This window comes from Cystobacter fuscus, assembly GCF_044360685.1.
Taxonomy (GTDB): domain Bacteria; phylum Myxococcota; class Myxococcia; order Myxococcales; family Myxococcaceae; genus Cystobacter; species Cystobacter fuscus_C.
Genome location: NZ_CP043491.1, coordinates 3156646 through 3170606, shown reverse-complemented (window position 1 = coordinate 3170606; position 13961 = coordinate 3156646). Strand labels below are relative to the sequence as shown.

The 13961-nt window shown below is 66.4% G+C and carries 17 protein-coding genes; 5 read left to right on the top strand and 12 right to left on the bottom strand.

The window, feature by feature from the left end; all coding sequences use genetic code 11:
* Positions 1-76 precede the first annotated feature (76 nt).
* Together F0U63_RS13120 and F0U63_RS13115 are read left to right on the top strand one after the other, a co-directional pair.
* Positions 77-778, top strand: a complete 702-nt coding sequence (locus F0U63_RS13120; RefSeq protein ID WP_395846231.1) for an expansin EXLX1 family cellulose-binding protein — start codon at positions 77-79, stop codon at positions 776-778.
* Between the two features lie 22 nt (positions 779-800).
* A complete protein-coding gene (locus F0U63_RS13115; RefSeq protein ID WP_395846230.1) occupies positions 801-1601 on the top strand; it encodes an RDD family protein in 801 nt (266 codons plus the stop codon).
* Here F0U63_RS13115 and F0U63_RS13110 read toward each other — a convergent pair.
* Complete coding sequence (locus F0U63_RS13110; protein ID WP_395846229.1) at positions 1598-2113, bottom strand: outer membrane beta-barrel protein; 516 nt, start codon at positions 2111-2113, stop codon at positions 1598-1600. The genes F0U63_RS13115 and F0U63_RS13110 overlap by 4 nt on opposite strands.
* A gap of 115 nt (positions 2114-2228) precedes the next feature.
* On the opposite strand from F0U63_RS13110, the gene F0U63_RS13105 reads away from it, so the two are divergent.
* Positions 2229-3284 (top strand): tetratricopeptide repeat protein, encoded by a 1056-nt coding sequence (locus F0U63_RS13105; RefSeq protein WP_395846228.1) that lies wholly within the window; start codon positions 2229-2231, stop codon positions 3282-3284.
* Positions 3285-3326: 42 nt separating this feature from the next.
* Positions 3327-4424 carry an FHA domain-containing protein gene (locus F0U63_RS13100; protein WP_395846227.1) on the top strand — a complete coding sequence of 366 codons (1098 nt, stop codon included), beginning with the start codon at positions 3327-3329 and terminating at the stop codon, positions 4422-4424.
* An 81-nt stretch (positions 4425-4505) separates the two neighbouring features.
* On the opposite strand, the gene sctV is transcribed toward F0U63_RS13100, so the two are convergent.
* Both sctV and F0U63_RS13090 read right to left on the bottom strand, forming a co-directional pair.
* On the bottom strand, positions 4506-6638 hold the full coding sequence (sctV, locus tag F0U63_RS13095) for a type III secretion system export apparatus subunit SctV (protein ID WP_395846226.1): 2133 nt from the start codon (positions 6636-6638) through the stop codon (positions 4506-4508).
* Positions 6639-6745: 107 nt separating this feature from the next.
* On the bottom strand, positions 6746-7180 hold the full coding sequence (locus tag F0U63_RS13090) for a tetratricopeptide repeat protein (RefSeq protein ID WP_395846225.1): 435 nt from the start codon (positions 7178-7180) through the stop codon (positions 6746-6748).
* 104 nt (positions 7181-7284) lie between these two features.
* Here F0U63_RS13090 and F0U63_RS13085 point away from each other — a divergent pair, with 104 nt between their 5' ends.
* The gene (locus tag F0U63_RS13085; protein ID WP_395846224.1) at positions 7285-7896 is read left to right on the top strand and encodes an SAM-dependent methyltransferase; all 612 of its coding nucleotides are present in this window, start codon (positions 7285-7287) and stop codon (positions 7894-7896) included.
* Between the two features lie 57 nt (positions 7897-7953).
* Here F0U63_RS13085 and F0U63_RS13080 read toward each other — a convergent pair whose 3' ends face one another.
* The 9 genes from F0U63_RS13080 to sctU form a co-directional block, all read right to left on the bottom strand.
* Complete coding sequence (locus tag F0U63_RS13080) at positions 7954-8457, bottom strand: tetratricopeptide repeat protein (protein ID WP_395846223.1); 504 nt, start codon at positions 8455-8457, stop codon at positions 7954-7956.
* A gap of 95 nt (positions 8458-8552) precedes the next feature.
* Positions 8553-9701 (bottom strand): DUF1521 domain-containing protein, encoded by a 1149-nt coding sequence (locus F0U63_RS13075; protein WP_395846222.1) that lies wholly within the window; start codon positions 9699-9701, stop codon positions 8553-8555.
* 283 nt (positions 9702-9984) lie between these two features.
* Positions 9985-10206, bottom strand: coding sequence for a hypothetical protein (locus F0U63_RS13070; protein ID WP_020918478.1), 222 nt, complete (start codon positions 10204-10206; stop codon positions 9985-9987).
* A gap of 264 nt (positions 10207-10470) precedes the next feature.
* Positions 10471-10692, bottom strand: a complete 222-nt coding sequence (locus F0U63_RS13065; RefSeq protein ID WP_020918478.1) for a hypothetical protein — start codon at positions 10690-10692, stop codon at positions 10471-10473.
* 147 nt (positions 10693-10839) lie between these two features.
* Entirely contained in the window at positions 10840-11445 is a 606-nt protein-coding gene (locus tag F0U63_RS13060) for a hypothetical protein (RefSeq protein ID WP_395846221.1), read from the bottom strand.
* 131 nt (positions 11446-11576) lie between these two features.
* Positions 11577-12056, bottom strand: a complete 480-nt coding sequence (locus F0U63_RS13055; RefSeq protein WP_395846220.1) for a tetratricopeptide repeat protein — start codon at positions 12054-12056, stop codon at positions 11577-11579.
* A gap of 3 nt (positions 12057-12059) precedes the next feature.
* Entirely contained in the window at positions 12060-12536 is a 477-nt protein-coding gene (locus F0U63_RS13050) for a hypothetical protein (RefSeq protein WP_395846219.1), read from the bottom strand.
* 52 nt (positions 12537-12588) lie between these two features.
* The gene (locus F0U63_RS13045) at positions 12589-12870 is read right to left on the bottom strand and encodes an EscU/YscU/HrcU family type III secretion system export apparatus switch protein (protein ID WP_002624781.1); all 282 of its coding nucleotides are present in this window, start codon (positions 12868-12870) and stop codon (positions 12589-12591) included.
* Positions 12871-12881: 11 nt separating this feature from the next.
* Positions 12882-13946, bottom strand: coding sequence for a type III secretion system export apparatus subunit SctU (gene sctU / locus F0U63_RS13040; RefSeq protein ID WP_395846218.1), 1065 nt, complete (start codon positions 13944-13946; stop codon positions 12882-12884).
* Positions 13947-13961 lie beyond the last annotated feature (15 nt).

The window sequence follows — 13961 nt, the reverse complement described above, 5'->3', positions numbered from 1 at the left end:
GAATGCATTCCACGCCACCGGGTGCGCCGTGAACGTAGAATGCCCGCTCGCTCTCCACCCCTTGAGGATGTCCAGCATGCACACCGAGAGACTCGTTGCTGGCCGTTGGCTCGCGGCCCCCCTGTTGTTCCTGTTGGCGGGCTGTGGCGACACGAGCTCCAGCGGCCCGCTCCTGCCCCTGGGCGAGTACCAGAACGGACTCATCACCTTCTATGACGCGACGGGCGCGGGCAATTGCAGCTTCGACGCGAGCCCGAACGATCTGGACGTGGCGGCGATCAACATCGGCCAGTACCAGAAGAGCGCCATGTGCGGAGCGTGCGCGGAGGTGGAGGGACCGCTGGGCACCCTGCGCGTGCGCATCGTGGACTCGTGCCCGGACTGCCCCGACAAGGGGCACCTGGATCTCAGCCGCTCGGCGTTCGCGAAGATCGCCAACCCGGTGGATGGCCGGGTGCCGGTGCGCTGGCGCATGGTGACATGCAACACGCCGGGTCCCATCCGCTACCACTTCAAGGACGGCAGCAACCCCTGGTGGACGGCCATCCAGGTGCGCAACCACCTGGTGCCCGTGACGAAGCTCGAGGCCTGGAAGAACGGCGCCTGGGTGTCGCTGCCCCGGGCGGACTACAACTACTTCGTGGCCGACAAGGGCCTGGGCTCGGGCGAGCTCAAGCTCCGGGTGACGGCGCTGGGCGGCCAGACGCTGGAGGACACCCTGGCCGGGGTGGGCGACAACAAGACCTTCGACGGCAAGGCGCAGTTCCAGGCTCCCTAGCGCGTGCGGTAGCCTCGGGGGCGTGACGGACGCGCCCGCCCCCCTCCTCGACGGCATCCATACCGTGCTCACACCCGAGTACGTGGAGTTCCGCTTCACGCTCGCGGGCCTCTACTCGCGCTTCCTCGCGTGGCTGGTGGACGCGGTGCTGGTGATGGTGGGCACGAGCGTGCTGCTCGTGGGGTTGAGCATGGGGATGGCGGCGTTCCCCGGCTTCGCCAGCGCCCTGGGCATCGTCCTCTACTTCCTGGTGGACTGGGGCTACGGCATCACCCTGGAGACGCTCTGGAGCGGGCAGACGGTGGGCAAGAAGCTCTTCGGCCTGCGCGTCATCCAGCGCAGCGGGGTGCGCATCGGCTTCCACCATGCCGCACTGCGCAATCTGGCGCGGCCCGTGGACCGGCTGCCCCTGTTCTACCTGGTGGGAGGGGTGACGGCGCTGCTGTCCGGCTCGCACCAACGGCTGGGGGACATGCTGGCGGGCACACTGGTGGTGCGCGAGCGCCGGCTCAAGCTGCCCTTGGCCATTGGCGTCCCGGCCGGCCAGGGGCTCCTGGCGGATCCGCTGTTCGTCTCGCGGGTGAAGCGTCTGGGCACCGAGGCGCGTGAAGCGGTGCTCTCGGCGGTGCTGCGGCGCGAGGAGCTGAGCATGGAAGCGCGCCTGCGGCTCTTCTCCGTGCTCGGCGCGAAACTCCAGGAGCTGCTGGCCATGGAGAAGCCGGCCCACCTCTCGGACGAGAAGTGGACCCTGCTGGTCGCCGCGGCCCTGCTGCCCGCTCCGGGGAGCGCCCCCACGGGACGAGGGCGCGCGGTGGCCGCCTAGAAGTGGACGGCCGTGCCCCCGGAGAGGATGAGCGAGGTCTGCACCCGCTCGTTGAGCGCCAGGTAGAAGTTGTACTGGGCCCGGACGCCCAGGCTGATGGAGTCGGAGACGAAGAAGTCCAGGCCCGCGTTGGGCCCCAGGCCGACGTAGTTGGAGTCTCCCGCCGGCTTGAAGACGTGCAGGTAGCTCAGGTCCGCGCCGAGATAGGGGCGGATGGACTCCTCCAGGAAGAGGTAGCGCACGCCCAGCGACGGAGCGATGCCCACCACGCGCTGCCCGCTGATGGGATCGTAGGGGAAGGTGAGCTTGGTGAGGGACACCACCTCGAAGCCGCTCTCGATGTAGAGGCTGGCGTCGAAGCCGATGAAGAAGGTCTCGGAGAGACTCTGCGTGTTGTTGAAGTTCATGTAGCCCGCCGACAGGCCCAGGCTGCGGTTGGCGAACTGGGCGTGTGCGGGAGCCGCCGCGAAGAGGGCGGCCAGCAGGGCGAGGGACAGGAGAAGCGAGCGCATGGGCGCGTACTGTAGCGTCCCCCCCTCACCGCCCCACCCATGAATCCGCGAGGTTCGCGTCATCGGGGAGTGGACGTTGATCCCCTGGGGGCGCGTCTCCTACACTCCCGCCGCCATGCGTTCTCTCCGCCCCATGCTCGCCCTGCCGCTGTTCCTCGTCTCCGGGTGCATCAACACCCCGCCGCCGTCGGACCGCGCGCTCATCAACAACGAGCTGTGCGTGAAGGAGCTCGACAAGGGCAACTGCAAGCAGGCGGAGGTCTACTGTGACCTGGGCCTCGAGTTCGCTCCCCAGTACGCGGACCTGTGGACCAACAAGGGCCTCATCGCCATGTGCATGGAGAACAAGAAGCAGGCCAAGGAGTGGTTCATCAAGGCCATCCGCTACAACCAGGACCAAGCCTCCGCGCACATGAACCTGGGGAAGATCTACCTGGACGCGGGTGACTACGGGAAGGCGCACGACAGCTTCCAGCGCGCGCTCAAGGTGAACCCGGACTACATCGAGGCCCGCTACAACCTGGGGCTCACCTTCCTCAACATGAAGAAGCTGGAGAAGGCGGAGAAGGTCTTCCTCACCCTGCTGGCGGTGGATCCCAACGTGGCCCAGGTGCACCACGACCTGGGGGTCGTCTACTACCAGATGGACGACAAGACCAAGGCCGTGGAGGAGATGGGCATGGCAGTGCAGCTCGCCCCCAGCCTCAATCCGGACTGGTGGAACGACCTGGGCGCCGTCCTCATGGAGCTCAGCCGCTTCGAGGAGGCCCGGCAGTCCTTCGGCAGTTGCGTGGCGCTCCAGAACGAGCACTCGCAGTGCCTCAACAACCTGAGCATCGCCCAGCGCAAGGCGGCCCTGACGGACTCGGCCCTCAAGGAGTTCCGGGACACGCAGCGGGCGGAGAACACTCCGAGTGCGCTCTTCGAGCTGGCGCGCAAGTACAAGAGCCAGGGGCTGCTCTCCGAGGAGGAGCGCGCCTACAAGGACTGTCTGAAGCTGGACGGCAAGTTCGCCCCCTGTCACTACGGCCTGTTCCAGCTCTACTCCGAGGGCCAGAAGCGCCAGTCGGCGGAGATTGCCTGCAAGAACTTCCTCAAGTATGGGGCGCTGGACGAGTTTCCCGCCGAGATGCAGACGTGCGAGAAGTTCCTCAGCGCGCAGTCCTACTAGCCTCCGCGCTCCCCATCCTCGCCCTTCCCGTCCCCCGCTGCGATGAGTGTCAGGCTTACGGTCAAGCAGAGCAGTGAAGCCGGTGGCAAGGCCACCGAGCACGTCCTCGACGAGCCCGTCATCACCCTGGGACGGGACAAGTCCTGCCAGGTGGTGTTGGCCCAGCAGGCCGTGTCGCGCAACCACGCCCGCATCACCCAGGAGGGCAACCTCTTCTTCCTGGAGGATCTCGGCAGCGCCTTCGGCACCCAGGTCAATGGCAAGCCGCTGCCCAAGGGCGAGAAGCGGCTGTTGCGCAATGGCGACGTCATCGCCATCGCCCAGTTCGACGTGCGCTTCGACAAGGTGACGGAACTGCCGCACGACGTGGACTCGCAGAAGACGTCCTTCGTCGCCCGCAACATGGTGAAGGACGTGATGCGGGGCCTCGCCGGCAGCGAGGAGCGCTACCTGCGCGTGATGAACGGCCCGCGCGCGGGTGAGCGCCTGGAGATCGCCGACGCGAAGGAGTTCGTCATCGGCCGGGACGACTCCGCGGACGTCATCTTCCGCGACGATCTCATCTCCCGCCGGCACGTGAAGGTGCGGCGCGACTGGTCCGGCACGCACGTGGAGGACCTGGGCAGCCGCAACGGCATCAAGATCAACCGCAAGCGCGTGTCGCGCAAGCTGCTGCGCGACGGGGACGAGCTCGAGGTGGGAGGCGTCCGCTTCGTCTACGTCTGCCAGTCCGAGGCGCCCGAGGAGCAGCCCGAGCCGCTGCTGGAGGACGTGGCCGCGGGTCCGGGAGAGTCCACCAGCGAGACGCCGGTCCTGCCCACGCCGCGCAAGCGCGCCCCCGTCGTGGAGAAGAAGGAGGAGCCGCCTCCGGAGCCCGAGCCCGAGCCGGCTCCCGAGGAGCCGGAAGCAGCCGCGGAGGAGGAGCAGCCCGCGCAAGAGGAGCCCTCGGAGCCCGAGGCGGAGGAGCAGCCCGCGCAAGAGGAGCCCCCCGCCCCCGAGGAGGAAGCCGCCGAGGAGCAGGCCGCCGTGGAGGAGAGCGCGCCGCCCGAGCAGGGCATGAAGCGCTACATCCCGGTGATGGTGCTGGGCCTGTTCGGCGTGGTGGCGCTGGGCGTGCTGATCGTCCTGATGGTCGCCTGACGTACCGCCCGGGGACTGCTCCGAGCGAGGCGGCCGGGACAGGGGCTCGCCTCGCGCGAGGCGGCCCCCCGCCGGGGACACTCAGCGCGTGGAGATACGGGCCACGGGCTGGATGTTGAGGTCCGGGGACAGCTCCTGGAAGCTGACGACGGAGAAGGGCGGGTTGAACTCGTACTCGAGCAGCTTGCGCACGTAGCGCCGGATGTCCATCGCGGTGAGGATGATGGGACGCTGGGCGCTGGGCGGCAGGTGTCCGCACTCGGCCTTGACGGCCTGGACGATTTCCTGGGCGATGTCCGGCTCCAGGGCCAGGTGGGTGCCCGCGGAGGTGCGCTTGATGGAGTTGCGGATGGCCTCCTCGATCTGCGGATCCAACAGGTAGACCACGAGGGTGCCGGTGCCGCGCGCGAACTTGTGGGACACGTAGCGCCGCAGGCTCGCGCGCACGTGCTCGGTGAGCATCACGTTGTCGGCTTCCACCTGGCCGAACTCGGCGAGCGACTGGAGGATGCTGCGCATGTCGCGCACGGAGATCTCCTCCTCCACGAGCCGGGCGAGGATGTCGGTGAGCTTGAGCACGTTGATGACCTTGGGCACCACCTCCTTGACGATGGCGGGGAAGGCCTTCTCGAGCTGATCCAACATGGACTGCGTTTCCTGCACGCCGATGAACTCGCGCGCCTGACGGCGCAGCACGGCCGCCAGGTGGAGGATGATGTAGCCGGGCACGTCCCAGGTGGTGAGCCCCGCGGCCTCCAGCGTCTCCTTGTGCTCCTCGGGCACCCACGCCGCCGGCTGACGGGTGGCGGGGTTGATGGCCTCGAAGCCCTGGATGCTCATGAGCTTGAGGCGCTCCACCGTGTCATTGACGAGCACGTGGCCGATGGTGGCCTGGCCCGTCACCACGGGCACCTCGTTGATTTGAATCTGGTAGGCGCCGGGCGACAGGTTCGGGTTGCCGCGGGCGCGCACGCCGGGGAAGCGCACGCCCAGTTCCACGAAGAGACCATCGCGCATGAAGGGGATGAGCTCGAAGAGGAACTTGCCGTTGTCCTGGCGCGAGTCCACGTAGGGCACCAGCGCGTCGGACACCTCCAGCACGATGGGGGTGACGACGGGGATGAAGAGCTCGGAGTCCGGGTTGATGGGCTCCTTGGGCGCGGGCTCGACGGCGGCCGGCGTCTCTCCAGCGGCCGTCTCTCCCGCGAGCGCCATGCCGCCGGTGTCCTCGCCCGCCGCCACCGCCTTCTCCTTCTTCAGCATGGTCCAGGAGGCGTAGCCGGCGAGCCCACCGAGGATGAAGAAGGGAATCTTGGGCAGACCCGGGATGAGGCCGAGCACGCACAACATGGCGGCGGCGATGGCGATGGCCTTGGGGTAGGCGGTGAGCTGGCTGCCCACGTCATGGCCGAGGTGCTGGCCCTCCTCGTCGCCGCCCACGCGCGTCACGATGATACCGGCGCAGGTGGAGATGAGGATGGCGGGAATCATTCCGACCAGACCGTCACCGATGGTGAGCAGCGTGTACTTGGCCGCCGCGCTCCCCACGTCCATGCCCTTCTGCATCACGCCGATGACGAGGCCGCCCACGATGTTGATGACGGTGATGATGATGCTGGCGATGGCGTCGCCCTTGACGAACTTCATCGCGCCGTCCATGGCGCCGAACAGCTGGCTCTCCCGCTCCAGGTCGCGGCGCTTGCGCTTGCCCTCGTCCTGGTCGATGGAACCCGCGCGCATGTCCGCGTCGATGGACATCTGCTTGCCGGGCATCGCGTCGAGGGTGAAGCGCGCGGCCACTTCCGCCACGCGCTCGCTGCCCTTCGAGATGACGATGAAGTTCACGATGACGAGGATGACGAAGATGACCAGACCCACGACCATGTTGCCCTGGACCACGAAGTGGCCGAACGCCTCGACCACTTCTCCCGGGTCACCCGTCAGCAGGATGAGGCGCGTCGTGGAGACGGTGAGCGCCAGCCGGAACATCGTGGTGATGAGCAACAGGGTGGGGAACACCGACAGCCGCAGCGCCTGCGGCACGTACAGGGAGATGAGCAACAGCACCACGGAGATGCTGATGTTCAGGGTGAGCAGGACGTCCAACAACAGCGTGGGCATCGGGACGATCAACATCCCGATGATGGCCACCACCACGATCGCGAGGACGATGTCGGAGTACTTGGAGAGAAAGCCGTTGCTCTGGGCGGACATGCGGCCCGCGATACTAGCGAGACCCCGGCCCTTTCCCAAGCCTCCCCCCCCACCAGGGGCTCGTCATGCTCGGCCCGTCCCGGAGCGGACGAGCGTGAGGCGAGGCCCTACCCTTCCTGGACCTCTCCCAGATCCCTCTGGGCATCTTCCGCGCTCTGCCACGCCGCGTCGGCCAGCACCCGCGCCCGCTCGGTGAGGGGATCCTGGTTCTCGGGATCCAGCTCCACCACGCGAGAGAAGTCGCGCGCCGCCTCCAGCGTGTTGCCCAGCCGCAGGTGCACCTCGCCGCGGTTGATGAGCGCGGCCGTGTCCTCGGGGTTGAGCTGCAGCGCCTGGTTGAAATACTCCAGCGCCTTGTCGAAGCCATCCATCGCCAGGCAGATGGCCCCGAGCGCCGTGCGGTAATACCCCTCCGACGCATCCCGCTCCGCCAGTTCCTCGAAGAGGACACGGGCCTCGTCGTACCTCCCCTGTTCGTACAGAAGGAAGGCCTGCATGGCATTCACGAGCAGGTCGGGTTTCGGGGAGTCGGAGTTCGCCATGGTGGGTGGAGTCCGGTCAGTCAGGCGACAGGGACCATACTACGCTCGCGCGAACGGGCGGAAGCCTCCTCGACGAGCTGGCCCGGCGGTCTAGGATGGCGCCCATGGACATCGCACGCGCCCAGGAGATCTTCGAGCAGCTCTACTCTGGTTTCTCCGGCTACGACATCGCCCGGCACGAGAAGGAACGCACGGGCCTGCAGGAAGCGGGAACCACCTATGGCGAGGTGGTCCCCCTGGCCTTCCACGACGTGCTCAACGAGGCCGCGCCCAGACCCGGAGAGGTCTTCATCGATCTCGGCTCGGGAACGGGCAAGGCCACCCTGCTGGCGGCACTCACCTTCCCCTTCAGCCGGGTGGTGGGCATCGAGCTGCTGCCGGGACTGGGAGACGCGGCGCGAAAGGTGCTCGCCCGCTATGACGCCGAGGTGCGGCCCCACCTGCCCGCCGAGTACGCCCAGCAGCGCATCGAGTTCATCGACGGGGACTTCCTCGAGCAGGATCTCTCGGCCGCCGACGTGTTGTTCGCGCACGGCACGTGCTACCCGCAGGAGACGATGGAGCAGCTCACCCACAAGCTCGAGGAGCTGCGCCCCGGCGCGCGGGTCGTCCTGGCGGGGCAGACCATCAAGTCCCCGGCGTTCGCCTTCGTGAAGATGAAGGTGATGCGCACCGACTGGGGCACGGCGCTCGCGACCGTCTACCGGCGCCAGTAGCCCCGCGGGAACTCCGGGAGGAGGGAGAGTGGCCCCTCCTCCAGACGGGCGGAACGACTAAGACTTGGAAGACTCCGCCGCCGCGCTCTGCAGCGACGCCAGGGTGGCGCGCGCGCGCCGGGTGTTCTCGCGCTTACCCTCGGGGTCGTACTTCAGCACGGACTTGATGTCCTGGAGGGCCTCGACGAGCCGGTTCTCGCGCAGGAACAGCTCGCTGCGCCCCACCAGCGCATCCACGTTGCCGATGTTGAGCTCGATCGCCCGGGTGTACTCCTCCATGGCCTCGGGGTACTGCTCGAGATGGGCGTAGACCGCCGCCAGGTTGCAGTGGAAGACGCTGTCATGGGGCGAGGCCGCCACGAGCCCCTTGAAGATCTCCAGGGCATCCTTGAGCTTGCCCGTGACGAGCAGCTCGTGGCCGCGGGTGGCGATCTCATAGAGGCGCTCCCGGGGAATGCCGAGGAACTCCGCCGGGGAAATTTCTCCCAGGACGAGTCGCTCCCCCGCCTCCGCGGGAATGGCGAGCGTTTTGGACGCGGGCTTCTGCTGGGAATTGGTCATGGAAGTAACCGTGGGGAGAAGATGGGGAGAAAAAAGAAGGCGGGAGAAGCCTCGAGGACTTTCCCGCCTTGCGAGTCTAGCGTGAGGACGTCGAATTAGTAACGCGGGCGGAACTGGCTGACGCTGGCGCGCAGCTGCTCCAGGGCCATCATGCGATCCATCATGCGGCCGATGTCCTCGAAGCTGGTCTGCAGCTGGTTCTGGCGGTTCTGCAGCCAGGGCAGCGGACGGGGGGTCGGGCGCTGCGACTCGAACGGGTTGCGGTTCTGCAGCTGCTTGGTGAGCTTGCTGAGCGTCTCGAACACGCGCGACAGCTGGCCGAAGAGGTTGCTGAGCTTGTCGAAGTAGGTGTTGCCGGCCTTGGGCGGCACGATGCCGGTGTTGCCATTGGGGGTGGCGGCGCCGGGCTTGAGCTCGTTGCCGAGCTTGAAGGACTCACCGCCGTTGTTGCTGCCGATGACCTCCTTGCCCTGGAAGGACCAGTCGTCGGTCTCCTTGCCCATGACGAACACGTCCTTGCCGCCGAAGCTGTTGGCGTGCGCGTAGCCGTCCTGGGTGACGTTGCCGACCTTGCCCTTGCCCTTGTCGATGTCCGTGACCTTCACCCGGTCGTTGCCGGAGATGATCTCCAGGCCGCCGGTCACGGTCATGTTGTTGTCCGCGGGCACGGTGGAGACGTTGATGCGGGTGCCATCGCCGAGCACGAAGGTGCTGTCGCGCTTGAAGTCCCACTTGCCGCCGTCACCCTCGTCCACGTGCGGGTCACCCCACACGCGCGTCGACTTGCCGTCCGGACCGGTGATCTTCCACTCGTGCTGGCTCGTCGCCTCGATCTTGTAGCCGCCGGGGGTGGTGATGACGCCGTTGGAGCTCGTCTTCAGGCTGCCCGAGGGATGGCTCGAGTCGGTCGGAGAAGGACGCGACGGGGTGCTCGCCCCACCCGTCCCCACCACCGCGTTGAAGATGTCCATGATCGAGCGGTTGGGGGGGAAGAGCTGATCCGCCGAGCCAGGCGCGCCCGCCGCACCCGTCGCCGTGGTGCTCGTGGTCGTCGTGGTGGTGGTCGTCGTGGTCGTCGTGGTGGTGGTCGTCCCCTGGCCGATGCCGGCCAGTTGCGACCCCAGCTCATTGAGCAACCCCTGGGCCGTCTGCAGCGCCTGCGCTGCGGACAACACATTCTGCTGCTGGGGCAGAGCCGTCATGACACCACGAGCAACGTTGCTGATGTCCTTGATGGAAGACATGGATTTTATCCTCCAGCCCGCTGGGGGCTGAGTTGTTTGATGGGGGACCGACAGCGACCCTACAAACAGATTATCGGAATCTGAGGGCCCAAGTTTCCGGTGCATTTAAAGGTGATTTCCAAAAGTTTCGGGAACCCCTGAGCACCCCTGGGAACGAAGCTCCGACGGAGTCCCCCCACGGCAGGCCACAGGGGAAACGAAACGAAACCGGCCCCGTATGGATTCCCCCTGAAGGGAGAGCCATACGAGGCCGGTTCCGAACGAACGCTTGCTGGAGGAGCGACTACCCGCCGATGTTCTTGATGACGGACATCGCCATCTCGTGCATCTGCTTCATCATCTGGGTGATGAGCTGGAGAAGTTCCTGCTCCTTCTGCATCTTCATCTGGGCCTCGAGGAAGGGCTTCATCTCGGCGGGGGCGTTCGCGAGCATCTGGTTCTGCGCCGCGGACAGACCACCGATACCACCCTGCGCGTTGCCGACAATACCCATCAAGGAACCCATGGTGTTCTCCTCAAGGCCCTCTGTCGGGGCCGAAATCGGGGGGGAAACAAACAGCTTACAAACTGATTATCGGCCCATGCGCTCCGGAGTTTCCTGCTGATTTTCCCCACCCATTTCTCGGGCACCTGGGATCACGAGGGCGGCACCACCGGAAGAAGCCGGCACGGACCCCAGGCACGAAAAAAGAACCGGCCCCGTATGGAGCCTCCCTGACGGGAGGGCCATACGAGGCCGGTTCTAGAAGCTCGCTTGATGGAGAAGAGACTACCCGCCGATGTTCTTGATGACGGACATCGCCATCTCGTGCATCTGCTTCATCATCTGGGTGATGAGCTGGAGAAGTTCCTGCTCCTTCTGCATCTTCATCTGGGCCTCGAGGAAGGGCTTCATCTCGGCGGGGGCGTTCGCGAGCATCTGGTTCTGCGCCGCGGACAGACCACCGATACCACCCTGCGCGTTGCCGACAATACCCATCAAGGAACCCATGGTGTTCTCCTCAAGGCCCTCTGTCGGGGCCGAAATCGGGGGGGCGAAGCAAACTGCCTACAAACTGATTATCGGCCCATGCGCTCCGGAGTTTCCTGCTGATTTCCTCCGGCTTTTCCCGGGGCCACCGGGAACTCTTGGGGAAGGCTAACCCTTCGTCTTCCCGAGATCAGGGCTCTGAATCCACGTCTTGAAGGAATCGAGCTGCTGGGTCTCGGTCTTGGGCGTGATGGGCTCGGGGACATGCCCGTCCAGCTGAGCGACGACGGGCGCCCGGCGAGGGGGGCTCTCGAAGCCATCCTGGGCACCCCGGGCCCGCTTGGGCGCGGGAGCCGACTTCGCAGCCCCGGCCGACTTCGTGGGAACCCCCTCGGCGAGGTTCACCTTGGAGAAGGCCGCGGGCACCGGCGGCGCCCCCTCGGGCCACTCCATCTGCCCGGAGAAGCCCACCGTGACGAGCCGCTCCTGCATGAACTCCACGCACTCCATGATGATGGGCGGAGGCGGAAGGACGGGATCCTTCATGAAGCGCACGAAGGCGTTCTTCACGTCCACGTAGAGGTTCATGCTGAACGGCGCGCCCACCTTGGTGTTGGCGAGCAGCTCGTACATCTTGCGCATCACGGGTTGCGCCGTCCCCTTGGCCGTACTGGCCTGCTTCTCGAGCGCAGCCAGAAGCCGATCCCGCTTCGCCACCAGCTCGGGCGGCTCGACCGGGACCGCGTACTCTGACTTCGACTTGCCTTTCGCCATGAACAGGCCTCTTCAAGGGGGGGGAATGAGACTTCCCTGGGGAAGTCAGGGGTCATACTAGGAAGAAATGAACTAACCGATCAAGCTTGCCGCCCGGGAATTTACTTCCCACAGCGCAATATTCGGGCCACTCAACGATGGAGCAGTCCGCTGAGGATCGCGGCGGCCTTCTGGGCCAGGGGCTCCCGCTCGGGGAGCAGGGAGGCCACGCGGCGCAGATCCTCCACCGCCTGGGAGCGCTGCCCGAGCGACAGCCGGACCTCGGCGCGGCCCACGTAGGCCTGGGCGTCACGGCCATCCAGCTTGAGGGCGACGTCGTAGGCGGCCAGGGCGCCCTGGGCGTTGCCCGCGGCCATCTCCACCACGCCGAGCGCCTTGGCGAAGTAGCCGTCCGCCGGGTTGACGGCGTAGAGCCCCTGGAAGAGGGTGCGCGCCTCGGCGATGCGGCCCTGGTAGAAGAAGACGTAGGCCGTCTTGGCGATGGCGTAGAGCTCCTCGTCGGTGTAGCCGCGCACGTCGCGCAGCGTCGCCTTGCCCTCGGCCCACCGCTGGAGCTGAGCGGCGAGCTTCGCCTCGTCCTGGTTGTTGTTCACGCGCTGTGCGGTGGCCATCGCCTAATACCCCTCTTCCTGCTGCTCCTCGCGCATGCGGCGCTGGATGTCCTGGATGTCGGCGTGCACCTGGCCCACGAGCGAGAGCATCTGCGCCTCGCGCTGCAACAGGCCCTTGAGGCGCTCCATGCGCTCGGGCGTCGTGTTGATGAGCGACAGGCTGCGCTCGAGCAACTGCCGCTGCTCGGTGTCCGCGCGGCCCGCCACGCTGCCCAGGAAGGGCCGGTCCGAGAAGCCCTCGAGGTCCGCGTCATGGCCCCGGGGCTGGGGAGGCGTGGGCAGCCGCAGTTCCTCCGAGGAGTGCGCCGGACCGATGAAGTCCAGCAGGGCCGCCGAGGCGAGCGCTGGATTCTTGGGGTTGCCAGCCTTGCGCTTCTTGCGGTCGAACTGCGAGGGCTCGACCAGCTTCTCGCGAACCGCGCGGGGTCCCCCCCAGGGCCAGAGTGGCGCTCGGGGGGGTTGGTTGTTGATTTTGGCCATGGCGGGGGCGGATTTCACTCCAGGAGGGGCGTTGCCGTCCAGCCCCTACCCCTCAGCGCTTGCCGCCTGCCTGCCCGGCGCGCTGCAACTCGTAGACGAAGTTGAGGATCTCCGCGACCGCGTCGTAGAGTTCCTCGGGCACTTCCTGGCCCACGTCCACCCGGTAGAGCGCGTTGGCGAGCGCCACGTTCTTCATCAGGGGGATGTTGTTCTGGCGGGCGATCTCCCGGATCTTCTCCGCCTTGAGACGCAGCCCCTTGGCCACCACGCGCGGCGCCGCGTCCTTGTCCTTGTCGTACTGGAGCGCGATCGCCATCTCGACATCGTCGTTCATGGGAGTGCCTCTCAGGCCCGCGCCGCGGGCGTGTCGTTCTTCAGGCCGTAGACGAAGTTGAGCACCTCGGCGACGGCATCATAGAGCTGCTCGGGGATTTCCTCGCCCACGTCCACGCGCAACAGCGCATGCGCCAGGGGCACGTTGCGCAGCGTGGGCACGTCCCGCTCGCGCGCGAGCGCCTTGATGCGCTCGGCCCTGGAGTCCAGCCCCTTGACGATCACCCGCGGCGCCGTGTCCTTCTCCTTGTCGTACTTGAGCGCCACGGCCACGTGGTCCGGGTTGGTGACGATGACGTCCGCGCTCTGCACCGCGTGCATCTGCGCCTCCTCCAGGATCTCGTGCGCCACCTGCTTGCGGTGGGCCTTCTGGTGGGGATCGCCCTCGCTCTCCTTGTATTCCTTCTTCACGTCCTCCTTCGACATCATCTGGTCCTTCATGTACGCCTTGCGCTGCCACCAGACGTCGAAGATGGAGAAGAGGAAGAACACCATGACGACGCGCGTGGCGACGATGAAGATGAGCTCGCCCATGACGGCCAGCGTCACGTGCACGTCGCCGCGCACCGCCCCCACCACCATGGGCATGGTGCCCTTGAGCGCGCCGTACGTCACGTAGCCGGCCACCGTCATCTTCAAGACGTTCTTGATGACCTCGACGATGGTCTTCTTGGAGATGAGGTTCTTGGCGCCCTCGATGGGATTGAGCTTCTCCGGCTTGGGGATGAGCGGATCCATCGTGAAGAGCGCGCCCACCTGGAGGAAGTCCAAGAGGCCGCCCATGATGGCCACCGCGCACACCACCGGCAGGGACACCAGCAAGATGGATTGCAGCGCCAGGCTGGCGAGCTGGTAGGTCGCCTGCTGGAGGTCCTCCGGGTGGGAGATGTGATCGAAGCTGAAGTGGAAGAGCTCGGTAATCTTCTGCTCGAACATCGACCAGATGCCCTTGACGACGCCCAGGCCCACCACGAGACCGGCCACGCCCGTCAGGTCCTTGCTCTTCCAGACCTGGCCCTTCTTCCGGGCGTCATCGAGCTTCTTTTGTGACGGCTCTTCTGTTTTCTCGTCGGACATGGGGCGGTTCCCCGG

Coding starts and splice junctions, on each gene's coding strand:
- sctV (WP_395846226.1), bottom strand. CDS start 6,638: ATGTCCGCCCAGAGCAACGGCTTTCTCTCCAAGTACTCCGACATCGTC.
- F0U63_RS13085 (WP_395846224.1), top strand. CDS start 7,285: ATGGACATCGCACGCGCCCAGGAGATCTTCGAGCAGCTCTACTCTGGT.
- F0U63_RS13055 (WP_395846220.1), bottom strand. CDS start 12,056: ATGGCCACCGCACAGCGCGTGAACAACAACCAGGACGAGGCGAAGCTC.
- F0U63_RS13110 (WP_395846229.1), bottom strand. CDS start 2,113: ATGCGCTCGCTTCTCCTGTCCCTCGCCCTGCTGGCCGCCCTCTTCGCG.
- F0U63_RS13065 (WP_020918478.1), bottom strand. CDS start 10,692: ATGGGTTCCTTGATGGGTATTGTCGGCAACGCGCAGGGTGGTATCGGT.
- F0U63_RS13090 (WP_395846225.1), bottom strand. CDS start 7,180: ATGGCGAACTCCGACTCCCCGAAACCCGACCTGCTCGTGAATGCCATG.
- F0U63_RS13120 (WP_395846231.1), top strand. CDS start 77: ATGCACACCGAGAGACTCGTTGCTGGCCGTTGGCTCGCGGCCCCCCTG.
- F0U63_RS13045 (WP_002624781.1), bottom strand. CDS start 12,870: ATGAACGACGATGTCGAGATGGCGATCGCGCTCCAGTACGACAAGGAC.
- F0U63_RS13070 (WP_020918478.1), bottom strand. CDS start 10,206: ATGGGTTCCTTGATGGGTATTGTCGGCAACGCGCAGGGTGGTATCGGT.
- sctU (WP_395846218.1), bottom strand. CDS start 13,946: ATGTCCGACGAGAAAACAGAAGAGCCGTCACAAAAGAAGCTCGATGAC.
- F0U63_RS13050 (WP_395846219.1), bottom strand. CDS start 12,536: ATGGCCAAAATCAACAACCAACCCCCCCGAGCGCCACTCTGGCCCTGG.
- F0U63_RS13060 (WP_395846221.1), bottom strand. CDS start 11,445: ATGGCGAAAGGCAAGTCGAAGTCAGAGTACGCGGTCCCGGTCGAGCCG.
- F0U63_RS13100 (WP_395846227.1), top strand. CDS start 3,327: ATGAGTGTCAGGCTTACGGTCAAGCAGAGCAGTGAAGCCGGTGGCAAG.
- F0U63_RS13105 (WP_395846228.1), top strand. CDS start 2,229: ATGCGTTCTCTCCGCCCCATGCTCGCCCTGCCGCTGTTCCTCGTCTCC.
- F0U63_RS13080 (WP_395846223.1), bottom strand. CDS start 8,457: ATGACCAATTCCCAGCAGAAGCCCGCGTCCAAAACGCTCGCCATTCCC.
- F0U63_RS13075 (WP_395846222.1), bottom strand. CDS start 9,701: ATGTCTTCCATCAAGGACATCAGCAACGTTGCTCGTGGTGTCATGACG.